Origin of the sequence: Paenibacillus sp. FSL R10-2782 (genome assembly GCF_038592985.1) — a bacterium.
In the GTDB taxonomy this organism is placed as follows: domain Bacteria; phylum Bacillota; class Bacilli; order Paenibacillales; family Paenibacillaceae; genus Paenibacillus; species Paenibacillus terrae_C.
Map to the genome: position 1 here is coordinate 1,815,841 of NZ_CP151951.1, position 25,308 is coordinate 1,841,148.

General features: G+C 47.5%; 25 protein-coding genes and 2 tRNA genes. 24 read left to right on the forward strand and 3 right to left on the reverse strand.

Going from position 1 to position 25,308, the window contains the following annotated elements; translation table 11 throughout:
* Window positions 1-52 precede the first annotated feature (52 nt).
* From pstC to NST83_RS08455, 6 genes are all read left to right on the forward strand, one after another.
* Window positions 53-985: a phosphate ABC transporter permease subunit PstC gene (gene pstC / locus NST83_RS08430; RefSeq protein WP_137062439.1), complete on the forward strand. Its 933-nt coding sequence runs from the start codon at window positions 53-55 to the stop codon at window positions 983-985.
* The gene (gene pstA, locus NST83_RS08435) at window positions 985-1,881 is read left to right on the forward strand and encodes a phosphate ABC transporter permease PstA (RefSeq protein WP_137062810.1); all 897 of its coding nucleotides are present in this window, start codon (window positions 985-987) and stop codon (window positions 1,879-1,881) included. The genes pstC and pstA overlap by 1 nt, the downstream gene beginning before the upstream one ends.
* 16 nt (window positions 1,882-1,897) lie before the next feature.
* A complete protein-coding gene (gene pstB / locus NST83_RS08440; protein WP_137062440.1) occupies window positions 1,898-2,731 on the forward strand; it encodes a phosphate ABC transporter ATP-binding protein PstB in 834 nt (277 codons plus the stop codon).
* Between the two features lie 206 nt (window positions 2,732-2,937).
* Complete coding sequence (gene pelA, locus NST83_RS08445; RefSeq protein ID WP_342417292.1) at window positions 2,938-4,146, forward strand: pectate lyase; 1,209 nt, start codon at window positions 2,938-2,940, stop codon at window positions 4,144-4,146.
* A gap of 138 nt (window positions 4,147-4,284) precedes the next feature.
* On the forward strand, window positions 4,285-4,803 hold the full coding sequence (locus NST83_RS08450) for a thioesterase family protein (RefSeq protein ID WP_342417293.1): 519 nt from the start codon (window positions 4,285-4,287) through the stop codon (window positions 4,801-4,803).
* The gene (locus NST83_RS08455; protein ID WP_013309596.1) at window positions 4,800-5,198 is read left to right on the forward strand and encodes an FxsA family protein; all 399 of its coding nucleotides are present in this window, start codon (window positions 4,800-4,802) and stop codon (window positions 5,196-5,198) included. The genes NST83_RS08450 and NST83_RS08455 overlap by 4 nt, the downstream gene beginning before the upstream one ends.
* 32 nt (window positions 5,199-5,230) lie before the next feature.
* On the opposite strand, the gene ytvI is transcribed toward NST83_RS08455, so the two are convergent.
* Entirely contained in the window at window positions 5,231-6,349 is a 1,119-nt protein-coding gene (gene ytvI, locus NST83_RS08460; protein WP_137062444.1) for a sporulation integral membrane protein YtvI, read from the reverse strand.
* A 346-nt stretch (window positions 6,350-6,695) separates the two neighbouring features.
* Between ytvI and citZ the strand changes: the two genes are divergently transcribed.
* The 15 genes from citZ to NST83_RS08535 all read left to right on the forward strand — a co-directional run bounded on the left by citZ (window position 6,696) and on the right by NST83_RS08535 (window position 23,358).
* A complete protein-coding gene (citZ, locus tag NST83_RS08465) occupies window positions 6,696-7,808 on the forward strand; it encodes a citrate synthase (RefSeq protein ID WP_137062445.1) in 1,113 nt (370 codons plus the stop codon).
* 151 nt (window positions 7,809-7,959) lie between these two features.
* Window positions 7,960-9,255 carry an NADP-dependent isocitrate dehydrogenase gene (gene icd, locus NST83_RS08470; RefSeq protein WP_137062446.1) on the forward strand — a complete coding sequence of 432 codons (1,296 nt, stop codon included), beginning with the start codon at window positions 7,960-7,962 and terminating at the stop codon, window positions 9,253-9,255.
* A 15-nt stretch (window positions 9,256-9,270) separates the two neighbouring features.
* Complete coding sequence (mdh, locus tag NST83_RS08475) at window positions 9,271-10,212, forward strand: malate dehydrogenase (protein WP_137062447.1); 942 nt, start codon at window positions 9,271-9,273, stop codon at window positions 10,210-10,212.
* 251 nt (window positions 10,213-10,463) lie between these two features.
* A complete protein-coding gene (locus NST83_RS08480) occupies window positions 10,464-10,880 on the forward strand; it encodes a hypothetical protein (protein ID WP_137062448.1) in 417 nt (138 codons plus the stop codon).
* 203 nt (window positions 10,881-11,083) lie between these two features.
* The gene (locus NST83_RS08485) at window positions 11,084-11,953 is read left to right on the forward strand and encodes an SDR family oxidoreductase (protein WP_342417294.1); all 870 of its coding nucleotides are present in this window, start codon (window positions 11,084-11,086) and stop codon (window positions 11,951-11,953) included.
* A 166-nt stretch (window positions 11,954-12,119) separates the two neighbouring features.
* Window positions 12,120-13,922, forward strand: coding sequence for an ATP-binding protein (locus tag NST83_RS08490; protein ID WP_342417295.1), 1,803 nt, complete (start codon window positions 12,120-12,122; stop codon window positions 13,920-13,922).
* Between the two features lie 128 nt (window positions 13,923-14,050).
* A complete protein-coding gene (locus NST83_RS08495) occupies window positions 14,051-14,782 on the forward strand; it encodes a response regulator transcription factor (protein ID WP_010349065.1) in 732 nt (243 codons plus the stop codon).
* Between the two features lie 161 nt (window positions 14,783-14,943).
* Complete coding sequence (locus NST83_RS08500) at window positions 14,944-16,068, forward strand: methyl-accepting chemotaxis protein (RefSeq protein ID WP_342417296.1); 1,125 nt, start codon at window positions 14,944-14,946, stop codon at window positions 16,066-16,068.
* 127 nt (window positions 16,069-16,195) lie between these two features.
* Window positions 16,196-16,954 (forward strand): phosphate ABC transporter ATP-binding protein PstB, encoded by a 759-nt coding sequence (pstB, locus tag NST83_RS08505; RefSeq protein WP_283655367.1) that lies wholly within the window; start codon window positions 16,196-16,198, stop codon window positions 16,952-16,954.
* Between the two features lie 39 nt (window positions 16,955-16,993).
* Window positions 16,994-17,653 carry a phosphate signaling complex protein PhoU gene (gene phoU / locus NST83_RS08510; protein WP_342417297.1) on the forward strand — a complete coding sequence of 220 codons (660 nt, stop codon included), beginning with the start codon at window positions 16,994-16,996 and terminating at the stop codon, window positions 17,651-17,653.
* A 176-nt stretch (window positions 17,654-17,829) separates the two neighbouring features.
* Window positions 17,830-20,484: a DNA polymerase I gene (polA, locus tag NST83_RS08515; RefSeq protein WP_342417298.1), complete on the forward strand. Its 2,655-nt coding sequence runs from the start codon at window positions 17,830-17,832 to the stop codon at window positions 20,482-20,484.
* A 71-nt stretch (window positions 20,485-20,555) separates the two neighbouring features.
* Window positions 20,556-21,386, forward strand: a complete 831-nt coding sequence (mutM, locus tag NST83_RS08520; protein WP_342417299.1) for a DNA-formamidopyrimidine glycosylase — start codon at window positions 20,556-20,558, stop codon at window positions 21,384-21,386.
* 111 nt (window positions 21,387-21,497) lie between these two features.
* Entirely contained in the window at window positions 21,498-22,190 is a 693-nt protein-coding gene (ytaF, locus tag NST83_RS08525; RefSeq protein ID WP_137062456.1) for a sporulation membrane protein YtaF, read from the forward strand.
* An 11-nt stretch (window positions 22,191-22,201) separates the two neighbouring features.
* The gene (gene coaE / locus NST83_RS08530) at window positions 22,202-22,798 is read left to right on the forward strand and encodes a dephospho-CoA kinase (protein WP_342417300.1); all 597 of its coding nucleotides are present in this window, start codon (window positions 22,202-22,204) and stop codon (window positions 22,796-22,798) included.
* A complete protein-coding gene (locus NST83_RS08535) occupies window positions 22,795-23,358 on the forward strand; it encodes a lytic transglycosylase domain-containing protein (protein WP_137062458.1) in 564 nt (187 codons plus the stop codon). Before coaE ends, NST83_RS08535 begins: the two co-directional genes overlap by 4 nt.
* 133 nt (window positions 23,359-23,491) lie before the next feature.
* On the opposite strand, the gene NST83_RS08540 is transcribed toward NST83_RS08535, so the two are convergent.
* Window positions 23,492-23,716 carry an alpha/beta-type small acid-soluble spore protein gene (locus NST83_RS08540; protein ID WP_137062459.1) on the reverse strand — a complete coding sequence of 75 codons (225 nt, stop codon included), beginning with the start codon at window positions 23,714-23,716 and terminating at the stop codon, window positions 23,492-23,494.
* 105 nt (window positions 23,717-23,821) lie between these two features.
* Between NST83_RS08540 and nrdR the strand changes: the two genes are divergently transcribed.
* The 3 genes from nrdR to NST83_RS08555 all read left to right on the forward strand — a co-directional run bounded on the left by nrdR (window position 23,822) and on the right by NST83_RS08555 (window position 24,577).
* Complete coding sequence (nrdR, locus tag NST83_RS08545; protein ID WP_137062460.1) at window positions 23,822-24,289, forward strand: transcriptional regulator NrdR; 468 nt, start codon at window positions 23,822-23,824, stop codon at window positions 24,287-24,289.
* A 130-nt stretch (window positions 24,290-24,419) separates the two neighbouring features.
* Window positions 24,420-24,495: transfer RNA gene (locus NST83_RS08550), tRNA-Ala, on the forward strand.
* Between the two features lie 9 nt (window positions 24,496-24,504).
* Window positions 24,505-24,577: transfer RNA gene (locus tag NST83_RS08555), tRNA-Lys, on the forward strand.
* A 200-nt stretch (window positions 24,578-24,777) separates the two neighbouring features.
* Here the strand turns inward: NST83_RS08555 and NST83_RS08560 are convergent.
* On the reverse strand, window positions 24,778-25,239 hold the full coding sequence (locus tag NST83_RS08560) for a MarR family winged helix-turn-helix transcriptional regulator (RefSeq protein WP_342417301.1): 462 nt from the start codon (window positions 25,237-25,239) through the stop codon (window positions 24,778-24,780).
* Between the last annotated feature and the right edge of the window lie 69 nt (window positions 25,240-25,308).

The following is a 25,308-nucleotide window of genomic DNA, read 5'->3' on the forward strand; positions in this document are numbered from 1 at the left end:
GAAGAGGCGGACTAGCGTCCAGCCTCTATTCTTCGGTTAAAGGAGTCACAGTATGGAACCAATTGAAGGGAAGGCATACATGGAACAGAATAAACGATCCCGAGGTATGAAAGAAAGGCATTACTGGGAAGAATGGACCGGCCGCATTTATACGTCGGTTTGTGTCGTTTTTTTGGTTGCAGTCATTGTCTCCATTGTATATTTTGTCGCCTCCAAAGGTGTAGCTACATTTGTGGTGAATGGAGTCAGTCTGCAAGAGTTTTTCTTCGGAACCAAATGGAGCCCGGATGGTGAGCCCATGTCCTTCGGTGCCCTTCCGTTTATTACAGGCTCTTTTGCTGTAACCGTTCTGGCGGCCTTGATCGCCAGCCCGCTCAGCTTGTGTGCGGCTTTATTTATGACCGAAATCGTACCCAAATCCGGTAAACGTATCCTTCAACCTGCGATTGAATTGTTATCCGGTATTCCGTCCGTAGTATACGGCTTTGTCGGCTTGACCGTAATTGTTCCGTTGCTGCGGGACGTGTTCGGGGGACAAGGCATCGGGATTCTCGCTGGCTGTCTCGTGTTGTCAGTGATGATTTTGCCGACGATTACGAGTATTATGGCGGATGCGTTGTCATCCTTGCCAGGTGGCCTGCGCGAGTCCTCTTACGCCCTGGGCGCTACTCGCTGGCAGACAATTGCACGTGTTATTATTCCGACACTGCTGCCTGCTCTGTTAACAGGAATTATTCTCGGCATGGCTCGTGCCTTCGGGGAAGCTCTGGCTGTACAGATGGTGATCGGGAATGCTCCGCATATACCGCAATCCTTGCTGGAATCCGCTTCGACCTTGACCAGTGTCATTACACTTAGCATGGGCAATACAGCTATGGGCTCGGTTCATAACAATGCTCTCTGGAGCATGGCGCTTGTTCTCCTGCTCATGACATTCATCTTCGTGCTGCTGGTAAGGCTGCTTGAAAGGAGAAACCGGATTTGATGAAAGCTAAAACGACCGACAAAATCGCTACATTTGTAATCTGTTTCTTCGCTCTATTCATTGTCGTACTTCTAGTGGGCTTGCTGGGATTCATTTTGGCACGCGGAGTCAGTCACATTTCCTTTGACTTTTTAACCAGTGCTCCCCAGACGCTACGCGCAGGCGGGGGTATCGGCCCGCAATTGTTCAACTCTGTATTCTTACTTATTTTAACCTTGATTATCACCATTCCGATTGGCTGGGGTGCCGGTATATACATGGCGCAATATGCAAAGCCTGGGAAAATTACGGACTTCATACGACTTGTCGTCGAGGTATTGTCTTCGTTCCCGTCCATTGTCATCGGTTTGTTCGGACTTTTACTGATCGTAAATACGTTTAATTTTGGTTTTTCCCTGTTATCAGGGGCATTGGCTTTGGCGGTATTCAACCTGCCGCTGATGGTTCGAACGACAGAGCAGGCTTTCCGGGCTGTGCCCAAGGAGCAAAAGGAAGCCGGACTTGCGCTCGGATTGTCCAAGTGGAAAATCATTACCTCTATTTTGCTGCCTGCTGCGCTGCCAAGCTTGATTACAGGGACGATTTTGGCCGCAGGCCGCATTTTCGGGGAAGCAGCAGCGTTGCTGTTTACAGCCGGGATGAGTACACCGCCGCTTGATTTTACTGACTGGAATCCATTGCATGCCAGATCGCCCATTAATCCGATGCGTCCTGCCGAGACACTGGCTGTGCATATCTGGAAGGTTAACAGTGAAGGCATCGCTCCTGATTCCAAGGATATTGCCGCAGGCGCTTCCGCGGTATTGGTGCTGCTCGTACTTGCCTTCAACCTGATCGCAAGATGGTTCGGAAGAGTTGTCTACCGCCGCCTGACAGCTGCCAAACGGATGGATTAGAAAGGGGATGGGAAACATGGAACAAGTCATTACGCGAACGGCAACACCTGCAACACCCATACAATCTACGCGCTCGGAACAACTTGCGGGGCAAGCTCCACAACCATTCAGTACCGAGGATTTAAGTATCTATTACGGCAGCTTTGAGGCTGTAAAAAAAGTAAATCTGGCCTTTCCCGAGCAGACAGTGACCGCCCTGATCGGGCCTTCCGGCTGTGGTAAATCGACCTTTTTGCGCTCGCTCAACCGAATGAACGATGAGATTGCATCCTCCTCTACGACAGGACACATCTGGATGGATGGTCAGGATTTGACTGCACCGGGGACAGACGTGATCAAGCTGCGTCAGCAAATTGGAATGGTGTGGCAGCGGCCTAATCCGTTTTACAAATCCATTTACAATAACATCGCCTTCGGCCCCAAATACCGGGGTGTTCGTAACAAGAAACAGCTTGATGAAATCGTCGAAAGTAGTCTGCGTAAAGCGGCGTTATGGGATGAGGTCAAGGACCGCCTTCATGATTCCGCCCTGGCGTTATCAGGTGGACAGCAGCAGCGGCTTTGTATTGCGCGTGCGCTATCCGTCCAACCGAAAATTTTGTTGCTTGACGAGCCAGCCTCCGCGCTGGACCCTGTGTCTACAGGCAAGGTGGAAGAGCTGATTACCGAGTTGAAAAAAGAGCTGCGCATCGTCATCGTAACGCACAATATGCAGCAGGCCGCTCGGATTTCCGATTACACTGCTTATTTTTATATCGGGAGTCTGGTTGAGCATGGCAAAACGAATGATATTTTCACTAATCCTGAAAATGAGCTGACCCAGGAGTACATTATGGGGCGGTTTGGGTAAGCGAGACCGTTCGTCGACTTACTATATATGAGATAGGATAAATCCTCTTACTAATCTAGTATTAGTAAGAGGATTTTTTATTAGTTTAGTAAACTCTTTCATTTGTATATAATAAAAAATATTGATTATTTGGGTATATTTTCATATAATACATGTGTTTAATCGTTTTTGAGGTACCTACAATCATATTTAAGGAGAGGTTTGGAATGAGGTTTAATGTTAAAGAATCTGTCAAGTGGATCGCTCTTTCAGGAATGGCGATTACAGTAACAACAGGGCTTATTAACCCTTCGTGGGTGGCAGCGGAGCAGGATGCAGCTGATGCGGGGGTGAATGTTATCCAAGCAGTGTATGGTGATACGGCCATTTACAAAAATTCTGTTGTTCCAATGGCTAGTGTGAGTGCGAGCAGCCTGCTGGACAAGTACCGTGATTTTAGTAAATTTTCTACTGGCGATGTATCTAAGGATACCAAACTCGCCTTGAATATCGTATCGTGGCAATTGCCGCATGGCGGATTCTTCAAAGCTATGGAAAATAATTATAAATCCAAGTGGGACGGTAAAACTGCACGCTCCACCTGGAAGAGCAAGGATGGCGTAGAGCTGGGGACATTTGATAATGAGGCTACGACAACTGAAATTCGCTTTTTGGCGGATGTATACAAAAAAACAAAAAATAAAGACATTAAGAACAGTGTACAAAAAGCAGTTGACTTCGTTTTAACCTCTCAATATTCCTCTGGTGGCTGGCCGCAAGTATACCCTAAACGTGGAAATTATTCTGATGCTGTAACTTACAACGATGATGCAATGGTTAGAGTTATGGTTTTGGCTGACGATATTGTGAACAAGAAGCAGCCGTTTGATAGTGACATTCTGGACGATTCATATCGCTCCAAACTGCAGCAAGCACTAAACAAGGGCATCCAATATACAATTAAGTCGCAAATTGTAAATAATGGCACACCGACAATCTGGGGTGCACAGCATGATCCGTCTACTTATGCATCTGTTGCGGCCCGTGCATTTGAGCTTCCTTCCAAAACAACCACAGAATCTGTAGGCATCACGGCTTTCTTGATGTCCCAACCGCAAACGGCTGAGGTGAAAAAAGCAGCTCAGAGCGCTTTGAAATGGTTTGATAGTAACCGGATCGACGGGATCAAATACAACCGTCAGGGTCCGGAGTTTTTCCAAAAGGACGCATCGAGCGTAATGTGGTATCGCTTCTACAATGTGGAAGACAATAAGTACTTCTTTTCAGACCGGGATGGCAAAAAGTATACGGACATCATGAAAATCAGTGAGGAGAGACGACTTGGTTATGCTTGGGCAGGAAGCCAAGCGAAAAGTCTGTTGAATGCGGCTTCGGAAAGCGGATATTACAAATTGTCCAAGCCGTTGCCAAAATGATAAAGCCATCATTATAAAATGCTTGGGAGGGCGGAACCATCACGGTTCGGCCCTCTTTTTGTTCCGGGGCGGTAAATATGGTTTAATGGAGAGAGGGCAAATATAGAGATCAAGATGCACACAGATAGGAGAGCTTGTATGACACAAGAGGAGAAACAAACGGAATTACGCTGGTATGGAGCACCGCTGCGTGTCCGTTATCAGGAAAGCGACCAAATGGGGGTCGTATATCATGCCAATTATCTGAACTGGTTTGAGATTGGGCGTACGGAAATGATCCGACAGGCAGGTTTTAACTATCGGAGCATGGAGGAACGAGGTGTTCTGTTGCCCGTTATCGAAATCAATGCGAAATATGTGAGTCCTGCCCGATATGATGATTTGATTACTATTTATACCGCGATCACGGACTTCTCCAGACTGCGTCTGAATTACACTTATGAGGTCCGGCGTGTAACGGCTGAGGACCATAAAAGCCAGATTGGAAAGGTGTGGACACAGGCAGACACACTGCCTGGAGAGCTGCTCGTAACCGGGGTGACACGCCACGTATGGGTGAGTACCGAATGGAAGCCCGTCCGGCTGGATCAGGTGCTACCTGATCTGTACACCGCGCTATGGTCTGCTATGACAGCCGGGGAGGGAGAGAAAGCATGATGATGCGCAAACGTCTGTGGCTGTTATTGCTGCTTATCCCTTTGGCGGAGCTGTATGGGTTTATATGGGTAAGTCACTGGATTGGAGCGGGTAAGACGATTCTGCTTATCATTCTGACGACCCTGATCGGAGCCGCCATGATGCAATTTGAAGGTCGCAAGGTCATTGCCGATGCGAAAAATGAAATGAATCGGGGACAAATGCCCGGCCGCAAAATGCTGGATGGACTATGTGTTTTTTTTGGCGGAAGCTTGCTGCTTATCCCCGGATTTTTAACGGATATTATCGGTTTTACGCTGGTTTTCCCTTTGACCCGTGCGTTGTATCGACGCTTTTTATTGAAATGGCTGGAGAAAAAAATGAAAAATGGCAGCATTACGTTTCGGCGGTTTTGACGTAAGCTGCCGTTTTTCTTACTCACATGATCTTAACGGACTCTTCCGTAGACAATATAGTTGCGCAAGTCCTGAATGACATTGGCGCGATTGAGCGCGTCCACTACAATAAGGGACACAGGTCCGATAATCAGCCCCAATACACCAAACAGCTTGAGCCCGATGAACATCCCAATAAGGGTGGGAAGCGGGTTCAGACCCACGCTGCTGGCCAGCACCTTAGGTTCTACAATTTGCCGTCCAATCAACAGGATGATATAGAGTATCGACAATCCTACCCCTAATGCCAAATTACCCGACATATAGGCATATAAAATCCACGGAATCATCACAATGCCAACCCCTAAATAAGGAAGCAAATCAACCAGCCCGATCATCAAACCGATAGTGAAGGCGGATTCTACACGCAAAATGAACAGTCCAATAATGACGGTCGCCGCAGTAATGGAGATGATAATAAACTGTGCGCGCAAATAACCAAATAACGCCTTGCGCAGATCGTGCCATATCCCCGACAGGGGCTTGCGAATCGTATCAGGAACCATATTCGAGAGCATTCGACTATGTTGGTCCCAGTCCTTACTGATAAAAAATGCCGCTAATACAATAACGATCAGTACCGTGCCCATATTAGGCAGAGAGGTCAGCAAATTCAGAATACCATTAAAAAATTGGGCAACCAGTGTGGTGACAGCCGAGCTGACTGTTTGGGTTGTTTTATCAATATTGCTGTTAATTGTATGGTAGTAATCAGGGTTATTGCGGATAAATTGATTAATTTCATTAATCACATTTTGGATCAGATCGCTCTGGGTCCAGTCGATAAACAGGCTTTTAAAATGTTCAATATGTCCGTCAAAGGTCATGGTGAGCCTGATGACCTCCCGAACCATCCGCGTGATGGCCGCAGAGAGGACAACGGCGATTCCACCTAAATATACAAATAACGAGACCGTGACAGCCATCCAACGTGGCAAGCGGGTCTTGCTGCGCAGAAATCGAACCAGCGGATTCATGGCATAGGCCACAAGCCAGGCGAACAGGAAGGGATAGATGAAAGGGAACAGCACATATATGCCCAGCAACAGAGCTGTAATCACGACTGCTACCCACAGAGCGCGAAATATGCGATTCAAAATCAAGCTGCTCAAGTTTCCACGTCCCCCTTTCTTTTACAGTTGTATTCCATGCAATAAGTGCTTTACTATACATATGCGCGAAGGGGGTGAGACAAGACCTGTGTAAAAAAGTGCAAATGGATTAAAAAATTATGTAAGGGGTTTCAAAAATTTCTTTATAGAACCGATAAAACATTTGAATGTGTCGGAATAGCCCTAAATGTTCACATAAACGACAAAATCCAGTATAGTGAAAGAAGGTTTAAATATTGACATATGGCGTTAACATTACTTATCTATTTAAAAGGCAAAACTTACTTTTGAAAATGTTTACATTGCAAGTCCGTTCACAATGTTTTTACAAAGGAGAGATGTAACGATGACAGCGACTAAAGGTCTGGAAGGGATCGTAGCGACCACTTCCTCCATAAGCTCTATCGTAGATGGCGTTCTCACGTACCGGGGTTATAACATTGATGATTTGGCTGTTAACGCCGCTTTTGAAGAGGTAGCTTATTTGTTATGGTTCGGAAAACTGCCTGATCAAGCCCAATTGCAGGAGCTTCGCGACCAACTAAGCGAATATGCTGCCATTCCGGATGAAATTATTACTCAATTAAAGCTGTACCCGAAAGATTTGAGCACGATGGCTGCCCTGAGATCAGTCGTATCGTCTCTTGCCTTGTATGACCCACAGGCGGATGATATGTCGAGAGAGGCCAATGTGATCAAAACCGTCAAGCTTCAGGCGCAATTGCCCACAATTGTGGCGGCCATAGCGCGTGTGCGCGAAGGGCTGGAGCCGATTGCGCCCAAGAAAGGTGTTTCTATCGCCGAAAACTTTCTGTATCAGCTTACTGGAAAAGACCCGGAAGAGACGGCTATCAAAGCGTTCAATCAGGCTCTTGTGCTGCATGCCGATCATGAATTGAATGCATCGACCTTTGCTGCACGCGTGACGGTAGCAACACTATCCGATATTTATTCCGGCATTACGTCGGCAATCGGAGCTTTGAAGGGACCACTCCATGGCGGAGCCAACGAAGCTGTTGCCAAAACCCTGGAGGAAATCGGCGGTTTGGATCAGGTGGATTCGTATATTCAGACCAAACTGGATAACCGCGAAAAAATTATGGGCTTTGGACATCGTGTCTATAAAAACGGTGATCCGCGTGCCAAGCATTTGCACAAAATGTCCCGCGAACTGGGTGAAATGAACGGCGATACGACGTTGTTCGATATTTCGGTTCGAATCGAGGAAATTGTGACAGGACAAAAGGGCTTGAAGCCGAATGTTGATTTTTACTCTGCCTCTGTTTATACCCAACTGGGTATCAAAAGAGACCTGTTCACACCGATCTTTGCCGTGAGTCGTGTATCGGGGTGGACTGCGCACATTTTGGAGCAGTACGAAAATAATCGTCTGATCCGTCCGCGTGCTGAATACACAGGTCCGATTGACCAAAAGTATGTGTCTCCGGAATTACGCTAATCACTTGTTGTACGAATATTGAGGCTGTATACCCTGAATTAAAAAAATAAGGTACAATAGAAGGGACGGCGAGAGATGCGTGTTTTTGTCTATGATGAAGATCACGTCTTTCGCCCTGTACCCATTCATATCTGAGGAGGAAAAGGAACTTATGGCGAAATTTGAAAAGTTTGAGCTCCCAACTGAAGGCGAAAAAATTACGATTGATAACGGTCAACTACAGGTTCCGAATCATCCGGTTATTCCGTTTATCGAAGGCGACGGCACAGGCCGAGACATCTGGAAAGCATCCAAGCGCGTACTGGACGCAGCTGTAGATAAAGCATATAACGGCACTAAGAAGATTGCTTGGTATGAGGTATTTGCTGGTGAAAAAGCTTTCAATACATACGGCGAGTGGTTGCCTAACGATACTTTGGAAGCCATCCGCGAGTATATTGTAGCCATCAAGGGTCCGCTCACGACACCTATTGGCGGAGGCATTCGCTCTTTGAACGTGGCATTGCGTCAAGAGCTGGATCTGTACGTATGTCTGCGTCCTGTTCGTTACTTTAACGGTGTTCCGTCTCCGGTGAAGCGTCCTGAATTGGTAGACATGGTTATTTTCCGTGAGAATACCGAGGATATTTATGCTGGTATCGAGTATGCGGAAGGCTCCGAGGACGTGAAAAAAGTCATTCAGTTCCTCCAACAAGAGCTGGGTGTGAACAAAATCCGTTTCCCAGAAACGTCGGGTATCGGGATCAAGCCGGTTTCCTTGGAAGGATCGAAGCGTCTGGTGCGTGCGGCCATTCAGTATGCTGTTGACCACGGACGCAAGAGCGTAACGCTTGTACACAAAGGCAACATTATGAAATTTACCGAAGGTGCCTTCAAAAACTGGGGTTATGAAGTAGCTGAGGAAGAATTTGCAGATAAAGTATTCACTTGGGCTCAATATGATGCTATCAAGGAAAAAGACGGTGAAAATGCGGCAAATGCGGCTCAAAAAGCGGCTGAAGATGCAGGAAAAATCATTATCAAGGATGCGATCGCTGACATTGCACTTCAACAAGTGCTGACTCGTCCTTCCGAATTTGATGTTATTGCTACGCTGAACCTGAACGGAGACTACCTGTCCGATGCCCTGGCTGCTCAAGTTGGTGGAATTGGTATCGCACCAGGTGCGAACATTAACTATGTAACTGGGCATGCTATCTTTGAAGCTACACACGGCACAGCGCCAAAATATGCTGACAAAGATGTTGTAAACCCTGGTTCCGTTATTTTGTCAGGCGTGATGCTGCTTGAGCATTTGGGCTGGCACGAAGCGGCAAATCTGATTTACAAAGGACTGGAAACGTCCATTAATAAGAAAATCGTAACTTATGACTTTGCCCGTCTGATGGAAGGCGCTACACAAGTGAAATGCTCCGAGTTCGCAGATACCATTATTAGTAACCTGTAGAGAGGGGAATGCCACGTGACCATTCAACGTAAAAAAATATCCATTGTTGGCGCCGGTTTTACCGGTGCCACTACCGCATTGCTTCTGGCCCAAAAGGAGCTGGGTGATATCGTTCTGATCGATATTCCACAACTTGAAAATCCAACCAAAGGCAAAGCGCTTGATATTTTGGAGGCCAGTCCGGTCCAAGGATTTGACAGCCAGGTCACAGGCACTTCCAATTATGAGGATGCAGCCAACTCGGATATTGTCATTATTACAGCGGGGATTGCGCGCAAGCCAGGCATGAGCCGTGACGATTTGGTAAATACGAACGCAGCCATTGTAAAATCCGTATGTGAAAACGTGAAGAAGTATGCGCCAGATTCTATCGTCATTATTCTGAGTAATCCGGTCGATGCGATGACCTATACCGCATATCAGACGCTCGGTTTCCCGAAAAATCGGGTCATCGGCCAATCTGGTGTGCTGGATACGGCGCGATATTGTACCTTTATTGCACAGGAATTGAACGTATCCGTCGAAGACGTGCGAGGCTTCGTAATGGGTGGTCACGGTGATGATATGGTGCCGCTTGTACGCTATTCCAGCGTTGGTGGTATCCCCATCGAAACACTGATTTCGAAGGAACGTATCGAAGCGATCGTACAGCGAACGCGTGTAGGTGGCGGGGAGATTGTTAACCTGTTGGGCAATGGTAGCGCATACTATGCTCCGGCGGCATCGCTTACACAAATGACAGAAGCGATTGTGAAGGACAAAAAGCGTATCATTCCGGTTATTGCCTATCTGGAAGGGGAGTACGGATATCAGGACTTGTTCCTCGGCGTACCGACACTTCTCGGTGGCAATGGCATTGAAAAAGTATTCGAGCTGGAACTGACAGCGGAAGAAAAGGCAGCGCTTGATCAATCCGCCGAATCGGTTCGTAATGTAATTAAAGTAGTGACCGTATAGGTTCGGTTATCTACTACAACGGCATATTTTTACTAGCGGAGGTGTCCGTCAGTCATAGTCATGGCTGACGGACACCTTTTTAAATAGAATTTAATTAATTTCCCCGGTATAATAGACTTTGTATGCGTTGAGAGTGTACATAGAAAAGCATGTCCCAAAACACTGAAATGATGACAGTCTGATCTTTGGAATATGACCGTTCTATGGAAAAATGAATTTGCAGGTAATCAAAGAAATGGAGGTTGTAAGCTATGTTTTTTATTCACATGATCGGATCGCTGGCGCTGGGCTTTTATATTCTGCTCCCCTTCGTAGTTGGCAAAATCGATAAGCTGGCTCCCACTGTGCAGGAAGGAACGATATCGGCTGTTCAGCTATTGAACCGTTTGGCTCAATTTGCAATGATCATTTTGCTCGTTAGCGGCATCTATATGATTTTTGCCTGGGGCCCATATTCCGTAGCATGGATCGTCGTAGTCTTGCTGCTGTTTCTGGCTATTTCCGGCATCGCAGGTGCTATGGGCAAGCCGTTACGGTTGTCGCTGGAAGCGATTCGTAACCAGCAGCCCATTACGCAATACGCTGGAAAAATGCGCATGTTCAGTACACTGCTGGCTGTATTTCTGATCCTAATCACGTTTTTAATGGTATACAGCCATATTATTTAATGGAGCATTGAACCGAATGGTATAACATGCTGAATGGAAGAAAGACGGTTTGTGCTGAATAAGCACAAGCCGTTCTTTTGTGTGTCCAGCGAACTTCATGATCTTTTCTCGTTTAACGAACATGCCAGCGTGGTAAATCAGGAGTAGAGTGGGTGCAAATGTTGCATCCTATAAAATATCTAATCTTGAAAGGAGCATGCACGATGGCCAAAAGCAATCAGACCCAACAAACCTTGCCCCCGCAGCATCAAGAACAGCAACCGGGGGTTGAATCCAAAATGTCGCCTGCACCTCAGTTTGAGAAGGCTAACTATAAGGCGGCTGGCAAGCTATCAGGCAAAGTCGCACTTATTAGCGGTGGAGACAGCGGAATCGGACGCGCTGTAGCCGTTACGTACGCCAAGGAAGGTGCTGACGTAGCTATCGTCTATCTAAACGAGCATAAGGATGCTGAGGAGACGAAACGTCAGGTAGAGCAGGAGGGGCGCAAGTGTGTGCTGATTCCCGGCGACATCGGAGATGACCAATTTGCCAAAAAAGCAGTTCAGCAGACGGTTAACGAGCTAGGCAAGCTGGACATTGTCGTGAACAATGCCGCAGAGCAGCATCCGCAGCAAAAGCTGGAGGATATCACGAAAGAGCAGTTGGAGCGTACATTCCGCACGAACATTTTCGGCATGTTCTTCCTGACGCAAGCGGCATTGCCGCATTTGAAGAAAGGCAGTGCTATCGTTAATACTACGTCGATTACGGCCTATGCCGGGAACAAGACACTCATTGATTATTCATCCACCAAAGGGGCGATTACTTCATTCACCCGTTCCCTTTCGCTGAATTTGGTCGATCAGGGCATTCGGGTAAACGCTGTCGCACCGGGCCCGGTCTGGACACCGCTGATCCCTTCCACCTTTGATGCCAAGACCGTCAGTGAGTTCGGAGGCGCACAGCCGATGAAACGTCCCGGTCAGCCGGAAGAATTGGCACCAGCCTATGTGTATCTCGCCTCAGATGATTCATCTTATGTCAGCGGGCAGGTCATTCATATCAACGGCGGCGAAGTCGTAAACGGATAAGAGAGAGGTTGGGTCAGGGCGTGCCCTGACCTTTTTCCTTTTTAACAGTGGAACAAAAAGCAGGTAGCCTGTAGAATGGGACTTAACTTCAGGATTTTTGCAACTCTTCACTTACATAGCTTTTATGATCAAAAAATTTCTACTTAACTAAAGGATGGGCATATTTATGAAGTCGTTTCGTTTCAGGCTTACCTTGATGATGCTGATTATGATTGGCGTTTCTGTCCTTGCGGCCGGCATCACCATGGGACAAATTTTTAAAAACTCAAACATGAAGGTGCTTGAGGAAAATATGGGACGTGAGATCGACCTGCTTCGCGCTACATTTCCTTTTGTCAACGCAGACGCTCTTTCCAGTAGTGATTATGTCTCTTACTATTCGGAAAAAGCAAAGGAAATTGCTAAACTGACCGATTCACGGGTGACCTTCATTCGCAAGGATGGAACGGTGGTGGGCGATTCGCTAAGCGATCCGCGCAAGATGGAGAATCATGCCTCACGTGAAGAAATCCGGGAAGCCGCGTCGGAAGGAATCGGACGGACGATACGCTATAGTGAAACTTTGCAGCGAAATATGCTGTACGTGGCAGAGCCTGTCGTATCCGACAAGGGTTTCGACGGATATATCCGTTTGTCCATGAACCTGAAGGCAGTGGAGGAAGGTGTGCAGCGTGGCTGGACGGCGATTGGCATTGGTCTGGTTTTGCTGTTTCTTGCCGCTGGTTTGGTCAGTTACCGCATCGCGCGGGGCCTAACCTCACCTATTGAGCATATTACAGGCGTAGCCAACCGCATTTCAAGCTTGGATTATGACGCAAGAGTTGGCGTACAGCGCCGGGATGAGGTAGGGCAACTGGGTGAAGCCATTAACCGTATGGCGGACAGCCTGCAAAACCAAATGAAAACGATACGTGATAATGAGGATTTGCTTCAGAGCGTCATGAGCAATATGACCGGAGGGATTCTCATGATTGATGCCGGGGAGCGCATTGCGCTTATTAACCGTGAGTCTGAGCGAATGCTCGGAGTCACTAGCAAACGGGTGACGGACAAGCCATATCACGAGCTGAAAAAGCACTACGAGCTGACAAAGCTGATCGAGGGCAGTATACAAAGCCGCGAAAGACTGCACGGTGAGGTTCATCTGTATAATCCCGAGGAACGGCTGATTCTGCTTGATGGTGTGCCAATGTATGAGGATGAAGGTGGATACCGGGGCATGCTGTTCCTCTTGCAGGATATTACAGCTATTCGGCGACTGGAAAATATGCGGAGCGAATTTGTAGCGAACGTTTCTCATGAGCTAAAAACGCCGATTGCCGCAGTCAAGGGCTTTGCTGAAACGTTGCTCGGCGGCGGGGTTAAGGATGAAGAAACATCCCGTTCCTTTTTGCAAATTATTTATGATGAAAGCGAACGGCTGAATCGGCTGATCGGCGACATTCTGGAGCTATCCAAAATTGAATCCAAGCGTTCTCCGCTGGATTGTTCTCCGGTTCATGTGTCCTCGTTTATAGAATCATTGCTGGGAAAATTAAATAATGTAGCTGCCAAAAAAAGAATTACACTGCATATGGATGTCCCGGATGAACTGTTTATGGAGGCGGATGAAGATAAGCTCCAGCAGATTTTTCTGAACCTGCTGTCTAATGGCATTAACTACACACTCGACGGCGGCAAGGTGAAAATCAAGGTTGTGACAGTACAACGGGAGAATGGCACAGAGAAGGTCGTATTTACGGTTAGTGATACGGGCATAGGGATTCCGAAGAAGGACCTGCCGCGCATCTTTGAGCGCTTTTACCGGGTGGATAAAGGGCGTTCGCGCAACTCGGGTGGAACTGGTCTGGGATTGTCCATCGTCAAGCATTTGGTGGACCTGCATCATGGGGTGCTTTCCGTAGAAAGTGAGCTTGGCCTGGGCACGACATTTACGATTGAATTGCCGTTGCTGCAACAGGAAGAATGAACTAGATCGGTTTTTACATTCTGTTAACAATGCCGTGATAAAATATACGGGTGTTGCATGAGTATGGAAAAGATTTTGGAATTTTGACCAATGCGCCTTTAAAAGGTAAACAGGAGATGAATTTATTTATGGGACAACGCTTGCTGGTTATTGAGGATGAACCAACGCTTGCCAGATTGCTATCCTACAATTTGATACAAGAGGGTTTTGAAGTAGATACGGAGGATCACGGCAGTGCAGGGTTTGAAAAAGCCTCCAGAGAGTCCTACGATTTGATCCTGCTGGATTTGATGCTGCCCGGTATGAACGGGCTGGATATCCTGAGCAGACTTCGCCATCAGGGCCTGACAACTCCGATCATTATTTTAACAGCCAAAAACGGCGAAGCCGAAGTTGTCCAAGGATTGAAATCAGGAGCGGACGATTACATCACGAAGCCTTTCGGTGTTTCCGAGCTGCTGGCCCGCGTAACTGCGGTGCTGCGTCGTACTTCCGGCGGGGATGAAGGTGTGCTATCCGATCAGAAAGACGGCTCCAAAATTCAATTAGGCGAGCTGGAGATTTATCCTGAAAAATATGAAGTGATTCTCGGAGGACAATCCATCAGCTTAAGACCCAAGGAATTTGAGGTGCTCCTCTATTTGTCCCGTAAGCCGGGCGTGGTATTGACTCGCGACGATCTGATGAACGCGGTCTGGGGCTTCGACTACATTGGCGGTCAACGGACGGTAGATGTGCATGTTAGCTCATTGCGCAAGAAGCTGGAGCTGGACCCCGATTCGGTTCATATTGATTCGATTCGTGGAGTCGGATACAAGCTGGTTGTTAATAAAAAAAGAAGCGCTTCTCATTTGCTATAAATGAGGAGCGTTTTTCTTTATGTTCGATTTTGTATGCGACGATTTTTGTGTCCATTTCGTGATTTTACATTTCGTTAACATAAACAAACGTTACAATCAACAAATGACCGATATGATGTTCCCGTCACTTCAAGTAGTCAAAAAAAGGGGACTTCAGAACGATGATAACGGAACCAAAGACCCAGCCGAGTTCCACTGCCGTGATTGAACGTGAATCTAACAAGCCCATTACTACCTACGTGCCTTGCCGGGAGGTTCCGATCATTGGTACGGATATGTCTTGTAAAGAGCTATTAGCACTTATGAAAACGCAGGAAGACATTCCTTGCGTCATTGTCATTGATAAAAATGGCCTTCCGTTGGGCATTATTATGAGAGATGCGTATAACCGCCATTTTACGGGCAGGTTTGCTGCGGCTCTGTTTTATGACAAGCCTGCGGCCATATTTGCCGACCCCGATACATTAATTGTGGATCTGGAAAGCCTGGCATCGGACATTGTAGAGCAGGCGATGCTGCGCGAAGATCAACGATTTTACGATTGCCTGCTGATTAAGGAAGGTACGCGGTTGCTTGGCGTACTGACCATTCGTGATATTTTGTCCGTCGTTCAGCGAATGCAGAGAGAGGCGGACGAGCATCGGGGTAACGTGGTTCGGCATAGCTATGATGGTGTCCATCGGATTCAGACAACTGTGCTGGATGCCGCTAAAGAGGCTGGTGACAGTGTGCGTCTAACTCGTTCGATGAGTGAATTATCCCGCCGTGGCAAAATGGAACTGGAAGATGTTCTGCTCTCCTACCGGGCAGTCACAGAGCAAATGAAGCGTCAGCATGAGCAGATTACAGCGCTAACTCAATTGCTGAATGACATTGCAGGCATGGCTTCCTCCATCCGCGGACTCGCGGATCAAAGTGGACTGCTGGCGATCAACGCATCGATAGAAGCAGCACATGCTGGAGAACATGGGCGTGGCTTCCAGATCGTATCTCAGGAGGTGCGGAATATGTCACTCCAAACGAAAGCCTTTTCCGCACAGATTACAAGCTTGCTTACGGATATTGAACAAATGCTGCGTGATACTGCCGATCTGACGGATACGAGCATGCAGCAGATTAATACCGGCTCACGGTATATATCCGCTGGAACCCAAACGTTTACCCAACTGTTGCAGGCCGTTGCTGAAATTGAGATCAAAAACAACGACGTGTCTCGTTCCGCAGAGGAAGCGGCTTTGAATGCAGCCGGGATTGCACAGGAGCTGGAGCTTATGCTGAATTCCTGATCATTTTACATACCGTTAACAAATCCACCACACTGAATTTACACACAGCTTATATAATCTTCATATTGTGCAAATCAGGTGCAATGCTTGAGGACCATAACTGCAACACGAAGGAGATCATAAATCAATGAATGATTCCGTTATTCGGATTGATAAGCTGAACTTGTATTATGAGAATTTTCACGCGCTGAAACATATAAACCTGGATATTCCTGAAAAAACGGTAACAGCCTTCATCGGACCGTCCGGCTGCGGTAAATCTACTTTGCTGCGTACGCTGAATCGGATGAATGATATGATACCGGGAACGCGTATTGAAGGTACGGTGAGTATCGCAGGTCAGGATATATATGGCGATACGATGGAAGTAGAAGCTCTGCGCAAGCAGGTGGGGATGGTTTTTCAACAGCCTAATCCGTTTCCTAAATCTATTTATGATAACGTGGCATACGGTCCGCGTCTGCATGGAATCCGGCAAAAGGACAAGCTGGACGAACTGGTTGAGCAAAGCTTGCGGCAGGCGGCACTCTGGGAAGAGGTTAAGGACTTTCTCAAGCGTTCAGCCCTGAGCTTGTCCGGCGGACAGCAGCAGCGGCTGTGTATTGCTAGGGCGCTTGCTGTGCAGCCAGATATTTTGCTTATGGATGAGGCAACGTCAGCGCTGGACCCGATCTCCACGATGAAAATTGAAGAACTGGTTCAAGAACTGCGTGACAGATATACGATAGTCATGGTAACGCATAACATGCATCAGGCGGCTCGTGTGTCCGGCCGTACTGCGTTTTTCTTGAACGGTGTCGTGGTAGAGGCGGCGGATACAGAGACGATGTTTTCCACGCCGCAGGATTCCCGTACGGAAGATTATATTTCCGGCCGATTCGGCTAAAGCCAACCAGATAGTAATGCCAGGAGGGGTGACTTCAAAATGATTCGCAGAAAAGGTTTTGATGAAGGATTAGATGAACTGAGAGCTGTACTGCGTGAAATGGGTGCACATGTATCGAAGGCACTCGATCAGGCCATTGAATGTTTGCAGACCAATAATACGGAATTGGCCCAGCAGGTGGTCAAAAATGATGCATCCCTCAATGCGCTGGAAGAGAACATTCTCGATATGGGCTCCAAGCTCATTATTACCCAGCAGCCGGTAGCCAAGGATTTGCGTCGGATCATTGTTGCCTTTAAAATTTCCAGTGATCTGGAAAGGATGGGGGATTTGGCACTCGATATTGCCAAGGTCACGCTGCGTCTGGAAGGGCAGCAGGTCATCAAGCCGCTGGTGGATATTCCGCATATGGCTTCAATCGTCAAAGAAATGATTGACGACGCGATTACATCCTATCTGGATGAAAATACAGATTTGGCTTATAAAATGGCCAAAGAGGATGATCGTGTAGATTCCATATATAGCCATATGATCAGCAATCTGTATGTGTTTATGGTAGAAAAGCCTGAGGAAGCTCCGCAAGGCATGCTGCAACTGCTCGTCGGACGTTATATTGAACGGATTGGCGACCATGCGACGAATATCGGTGAAAGCACTGTATATCTCGTGACAGGGGAGCGACCAGATTTGAACCAGTAGGACTTTGAGGAATATAACGGTTGTTTCTGACCCAGACTTGTCTTTGAGCAAAAGACGAATTTGGTTAGGAAGCAGCCGTTTTTTTCTGAAAAAGGAGCCTTTATGTTAAGATAGGAAAAGGAATGCGTAAAACGAAAGAACGTTTCGAATGCATTGATGAACTTGCGAGGTGCTAAATGGATAAACTCATGCTTATAGATGGCAACAGTATCATTTACCGGGCGTTTTTTGCTATGCCGCCGTTAACCAATTCGAGCGGACAGCAGACGAACGCGGTGTACGGATTTACAACGATGTTGCTGCGGCTTTTGGAGGAGCATAAGCCGACGCATATACTGGTTGCCTTTGATGCTGGAAAAATAACGTTTCGCCATAAAGGATACGAGGATTACAAGGGTGGACGGGAGAAAACACCGCCGGAGCTGTCCCAACAATTCCCGCTGCTGAAAGAGCTGCTAACCGCCTTCGGGATTGCCCAGTTTGAGCTGGATGGTTATGAGGCGGACGATATCATTGGAACCCTGTCTAAAACCGCGGACGAAGCTGGTTTTAACGTGCTGGTGGTTACCGGAGATAAGGATATGCTTCAGTTGGCTTCGGACAACGTCACTGTCGGATTGACCCGCAAAGGGGTTACCGAGGTGGAGGCATACGGACCTGAACAGATTCAGGAGCGTTATGGCTTGAAGCCGCTGCAAATTATCGACCTCAAAGGTCTGATGGGCGATACGTCGGACAACATTCCCGGGATTCCGGGTGTGGGGGAAAAGACAGCGCTCAAGCTCCTGCATCAGTATGGATCAGTCGAAGAGGTGCTGGCGCATACGGATGAGCTGAAAGGCAAGATGAAAGAGCGCGTCGAAACGCATGCAGATGATGCACGGATGAGCAAGGATTTGGCGACCATCTATCGGGATGTAACGCTGGACAAGCAGCTGGAGGATGTTGTCTTCGGCGGGCTGCAAGCAGAAACGGCGGGGCCTGCTCTGGCGAAGCTGGAGTTCAAGTCCTTGCTGGAGCGGTTATCCTTTTCGGGAGAGGTTGGCAGTGCAGGAATAGACGTAGAGGAAGCCGCGGCTGACGTGACCGTACTGGACGAGCAGCGGATTGGCGAGCTGGTACATGTACTGGATACCGTCGATCTGCTGCATGTCGAGACCCATGGCGACAATCCGCATCATGCTGAAATTGTGGGGCTGGTCTTTGGCGGAGCGGGACGACAGTTTTTTATGACCTTGGATGTACTGCAAACTGATGCAGCCAAACCTGTCCGCGAATGGCTCGCCGATGCTGGGCGTAAAAAGCGGGGGCATGATCTGCACCGTACGGATTTAGCCTTGCATTGGCACGGGATCGAATTTGCCGGGGCCGAGTTCGATGTCCAGTTGGCCGGATATTTGCTGGACCCAACGGATGCGAACCAGTCACTGAGCGGATTGGCAGCCAAATATGGCTTGTCTTCGATTCGTCCGGATGATGAAGTCTTCGGCAAAGGCGCTAAATATAAAGTGCCTGATGTGGATGTGCTGTCCGATCATGTGGCGCGTAAGGCGGCGGTGATTGAAGCGCTGGTGCCTGTACAGCAGGCCGAGCTGGAAAAAACGGAAATGCACAAGCTCTTCCATGAGCTGGAAATGCCGTTGTCCCGCATTTTAGCGGATATGGAGAAGCAGGGCATTTTGGTTCATGTGGAAGAATTGCGCGCTTTGGGTAAAGAATTTGAAGCCCAGATTGAAACGCTGGTGCGCGAGATATACAGCATTGCCGGTGTGGAGTTCAATCTGAATTCGCCCAAGCAGTTAGGTGAAATTTTGTTCGATAAGCTGGGCCTTCCTGTTATTAAAAAGACGAAAACCGGGTACTCCACCGATGCCGAGGTACTGGAAAAGCTCGCCCCATATCATGATATTGTGCAAAACATTTTGCAGTACCGTACCATTGCGAAACTCCAATCCACGTATGTGGAAGGATTACTTAAGGAAATTTCGGATAAAACGGGCAAGTTGCATACGTATTTCCGGCAGACGGTTGCAGCAACCGGACGCTTGAGCAGCCAATTTCCTAATTTGCAAAATATTCCGATTCGTCTGGAAGAGGGACGTAAAATCCGTAAGGTATTTGTGCCGTCCGAGCCGGGCTGGTCTATTCTGGCAGCGGACTATTCGCAGATCGAGCTGCGAGTGCTGGCTGATATTTCGGATGATGAGCGCTTGAAGGAAGCCTTCGTCCACGATATGGACATTCATACGAAGACCGCGTCCGATGTTTTCGGCATCCCTGCGGAAGCCGTAGATTCTAACATGCGGCGTTCTGCCAAGGCGGTTAACTTCGGGATTGTCTACGGGATCAGTGATTACGGTTTGTCGCAAAACCTAAATATTACGCGCAAGGAAGCGGCTCGCTTTATTGACCAATATTTTGACGTGTTCCAGGGCGTTCGTCGTTACATGGATGATATTGTGAAGGATGCGAAGCGGGACGGATACGTAAAAACGCTGCTGGAGCGCAGACGTTATTTGCCGGAGATTAACGCCAGCAACTTCAACCTGCGTTCGTTCGCGGAGCGTACCGCAATGAATACGCCGATTCAAGGTACCGCAGCCGATATTATCAAACTGGCGATGGTACAGATGGATGTGGCGCTTCGCGACCGTAATCTTCGCAGTCGTATGCTGCTTCAAGTACATGATGAGCTTGTTTTCGAGGTTCCGCCGGAGGAAATGGAAACGATGAAAGAGCTTGTCCCGGCTACGATGGAAGCGGCGCTGAATCTGTCTGTACCGCTCAAAGCGGAAGTTAGCTATGGAAGTAATTGGTATGAAGCGAAATAGGTTATTTCAACGAGTAGATAGTCCCAATTTAACGCTGCTTCCGTTATAATATAGGGTGAGGTGAAGACATCATGCCGGAATTACCGGAAGTAGAAACGATTAAACGAACGTTAAACGAGCTTATCGTCGATAAACATATAGATCATGTGACCGTGAATCTGCCGCGCATTATTCAGCGGCCTGATGATATACACGCTTTTGCTATGGAATTGGCTGATCATCGCATTATAGGAGTGGAGAGACGCGGGAAGTTTTTGCGGATTCTGCTGGACGGGCTGGTGCTTGTTTCCCATCTCAGAATGGAAGGGCGATATGGCCTGTATTCGGAAAATGATCCTGTGGAAAAGCATACTCACGTTATCTTTCATTTTACGGATGGTACGGAATTACGCTATCAGGATGTTCGCCAATTCGGCACGATGCATTTATTTACGGAAGGACAGGATTTGCTGGAAAAGCCGCTGAACAAGCTCGGTTTGGAGCCGATGGAAGAATCCTTTACGCCGGAGGCGCTTCGCGCCGCTGTCGGTACCCGTTCAACCTCGATCAAGGCTGCCCTGTTAAACCAGTCATATGTTGTAGGCATCGGGAATATTTATGTGGATGAGTCGTTGTTTAAGGCGGGTATACATCCGGCACAGCCAGCCAAAAGTTTGGATGAAAACCAGTTTCGTGTGTTGCACGAAGCTATTATCTCCACTTTAAGCGCGTCGATTCTGGTCGGAGGTTCGTCCATCAAATCATTCGTCAACGGGCAGGGTGAAGCGGGCGATTTTCAGCATCAATTGCAAATCTATGGACGTAGCGTTAAGCCTTGTGTTCACTGTGGTACATTGATCGAAAAATCCGTCGTAGCCGGACGTGGTACACATCATTGCCCGGTCTGTCAGCCCCTGCGTTGAACAGGTACAGTCACCCAAAGCCCATTCCTCTCATATATTGATTCCAAGTACCAATACTGCGAAGGGTTCCGGCTGCTTTAGGGCCCTTCCTTCGCAATGGGGGGAATTGGAGTGGCTAATCATTGGGGAGCCCTGCTGCTGCTGGCATTTGCGCTAAGTCTTGACAGTTTCGGAGTCGGTGTTACATATGGGCTACGCAAAATGAAAATTCCACTGCTGTCCATTGTTATCATTTCAGTATGCTCAGGTTTGGTCATTGGCATATCCATGCAGCTAGGCGCATTATTGTCCCAGGTTCTGTCTCCTGTATATACGACGGTTTTTGGCGCTGTCATTCTGATTGGGATTGGCTGTCACTCTTTGTATCAGTCTCTGCATCGCAAGGAAGATTTGATTGATGATCCTGATCCTGTGAGCAGAAATGTTCTGGAGGCTGAGAAATCCTTAGAAGTGCAAGAGGAACGGACTGTATTTTCTTTGGAATTCCGCAAATGGGGTCTCGTTATTCGGATTCTCCGAAGTCCGTCTGCTGCAGATATGGACCGTTCAGGCAGTATATCCGCTACGGAGGCGATTTGGTTAGGGATCGCTTTATCGGTAGATGCGTTCGGTGCAGGATTGGGAGCAGCTATGTTGGGCTTCCAGCCACTCGCTACCGCGCTGGCTATTGCATTTTTCAGCGGGACATTTTTGATTGCAGGTATGAAAACAGGTTTCTGTCTATCGGCATTTCGATTTATGAAGGCGCTGGGTGTGTTACCGGCATTATTATTGATTATGATGGGTATATTGAAGCTGTTATGAGGTGAAAGAGCATGAATATCGGATTAACCGGAGGTATTGCTACCGGTAAAAGCACCGTGTCGGCTCTACTGGTCGCCAAGGGTGCGCTGCTGATCGACGCAGATGCCATTGCCCGGGAAGTAATGCTTCCGGGGCACCCGGTGCTGATGGCGGTCATACAGCATTTTGGACAAGCTGTGATGAACAGTGATGGAACTTTGCACCGCAAAAAGCTGGGCGAGATTGTATTTGAAGACCCTGCTCAGAGGCAGGCGCTTAACGATATTACACATCCTGCGATTCGTGAGGAAATGCGTACGCGCATGGGATCTTACGAACGCGAACATCCAGACAAACTTATTTTGGCGGATATCCCGTTACTGTATGAGTCAGGGCTGGAAAGCTTGTACGATGAAATTATGGTGGTATACGTACCACGCGATGTGCAGCTCCAGCGTCTGATGCTCAGAGATGGATTGACCGAGGAACAAGCCGGACTTCGGTTATCCGCGCAAATGGATATTGAACAAAAAAGAAGCCTGGCCGATATCGTCATCGACAATAGTGGAACACAGGCTGAAACAAAACAGCAAATTGATCAATTCTGGCAGCGAAAGGGACTGGCATGAATATTTTGCGCAAAAAAAGAGTCCTGCTGACTTTGTTTGTTGGGTTTGTCTTGATTCTGTTTTTTAATTCAAACTGGATGTCGTGGTTCTATCCGATTCAATATAAGGATGAGATCCGGCAATACTCGCAGACGTATGAAGTGGATCCGTTTTTGGTGGCGTCCATTATCCGTGTTGAGACGAATTTTAAGGCCAGCAAGCAGTCGCACAAAGGTGCACTGGGACTCATGCAGATCATGCCTGATACAGCGAATTGGATTATGGACAGCACCCAGATCCAAAAGGTTCCGCTGGATAACGTCAAGCACGAGCCCGGCACCAACATTGAGCTGGGAACCTGGTATGTGCATAACCTGTCGGTAAAATTTAAGAATAATCCCATAGCTATCGTTGCAGCTTACAACGCAGGCCCCGGTAAAGTGCAGGAGTGGCTAGATAAGGGCGTATGGGATGGGAAAGAAGAATCCATTAAGCAAATCCCTTTTGGCGAGACACGACATTATGTACAGCGGGTTATATACTACTACAGGCAGTATACGAAGATTTATAATCAGTTTTAATGGGTGACGAGGCAGCATGTAAATATATCATGACAATATGGGCCTTTTTCCATTAAAATGAAAAAAGTGCAGGACAGACTGTGTTTGGCAGCCCATCCGTACACTTTTGCTTGTTACTTCTGCGTTACAACGATTATTGGTATTGACCTGCCAATTGTTGTTCGGCGATCGTTACGAGGCGTTTTGTAATGTAGCCCCCGATCGAACCGTTCTCATAGGAAGTCATGTTACCTTGGTATCCATCTTGAGGAATGCTGATACCCAGCTCTTGAGCGATTTCATATTTCATTTGCTCCAGAGCGCCGGAGGCTTTGCTGACTACCAGGTTGTTGGAGTTGCCATTGTTTCCTTGTGCCATTGTTGTTCACCTCCTCGCGACGTGGTAAACATATTATGAACCGTTTTGACAAAATTATTACGAAAAAGTATAGAGAATTTATTGGAAAAAGGAAGTGATGAATTTATGAAATGTCCGTACTGTACTTACAATGGAACAAAGGTGCTGGACTCGCGGCCCGCGAATGACAACAAGTCCATCCGCCGCCGCCGTGAATGTGAGCAATGTGCTAGGCGTTTTACCACCTTTGAAATGGTGGAGGAGACTCCGTTGATGGTCATTAAAAAAGATGGCAGCCGTGAAGAATTCAGCCGTGATAAAATGCTGCGCGGTCTCATTCGGGCCTGCGAGAAGCGTCCTGTATCAGTCGAGCAGCTGGATATGATCGTATCCCAGGTGGAAAATGCTATCCGCAACACAGCCGCCACTGAAGTGGACAGCCAGCAGATCGGCGAGCTGGTCATGGAACAGCTCTATCCTGTTGATGAGGTCGCCTACGTACGCTTTGCGTCCGTATATCGGCAGTTCAAAGACATCAACATGTTTATGAAGGAACTGAAAACACTTTTATCCAAAGATGCAGCCAGCGACTAGATCGCTGACTGTATCTTTGGTTGATGGAGGAAGGGGAATTATAAATTTTTTATAAAAGTATTGACACAGGGGTAATAATTTTATATGATATAGGAGTCGCTTGAAACAGATGATTGAAATTACATAAAATGGGGCCTTAGCTCAGCTGGGAGAGCGCATCGCTGGCAGCGATGAGGTCAGGGGTTCGATCCCCCTAGGCTCCACCATAATAATATGGACTCTTAGCTCAGTTGGTAGAGCAGTTGACTCTTAATCAATTGGTCCAGGGTTCGAGTCCCTGAGAGTCCATCCTTTAGAAAAACGGCAGAAATGCCGTTTTTTTGTTTTGAATTTAGCTTTGTTTTCCTTCGTGGTCACACGTTTGGTCACAGGAGGCTCTATATTTCTTGATGAAAAATAAACGCCATGTTCTCTCTAATCAGGACACGACGTTTATTTTAGTTTTACTCCATGCTTTTAAGAAAGGCAGTCATCAACCTATGAACTTGTTACTGGTGATCAAATCCGTTAAAGTCCCTGAGCATTCCGATAAAATGTTCAAGTTGTTCATCGTCCCATCTTGAAATGTGTTCGTAAAATACAAATTCTTTCTCTTTTAGAGCATCAATCGTCTTTTGTTGTCCAAGCTCAGTGAGGGATAGAAGTATTCCTCGACGATCATCAGGGGAGGCTTCCCTTTTCACATAACCCAAAAGCTCAAGTTGTTTGACGAGACGGCTAACCGAACTGCGATCCATAGCTGTTGATTCCGCCAGCATAGTGGCGCTTGTTGGCCCATATGAGTACAGCCAACGGATAATATGGAAACCCGCAGGTTGTATTGAAGGGTCAAAACGTGCTGCAGTTTTGACATTTAGCGCATGTGAGGCGCTTATGAGCGCATTGATTTGCTCGCCGAGTTCCAACTCCAGTTGTCCTCTCTGCGTATTTTTGTGTTGATCATCATTCATCCTATTTCACCTAACCTTAATTGATAAATTAAATCATTCAAGTTAATTAATTGACATATATCAATCAAA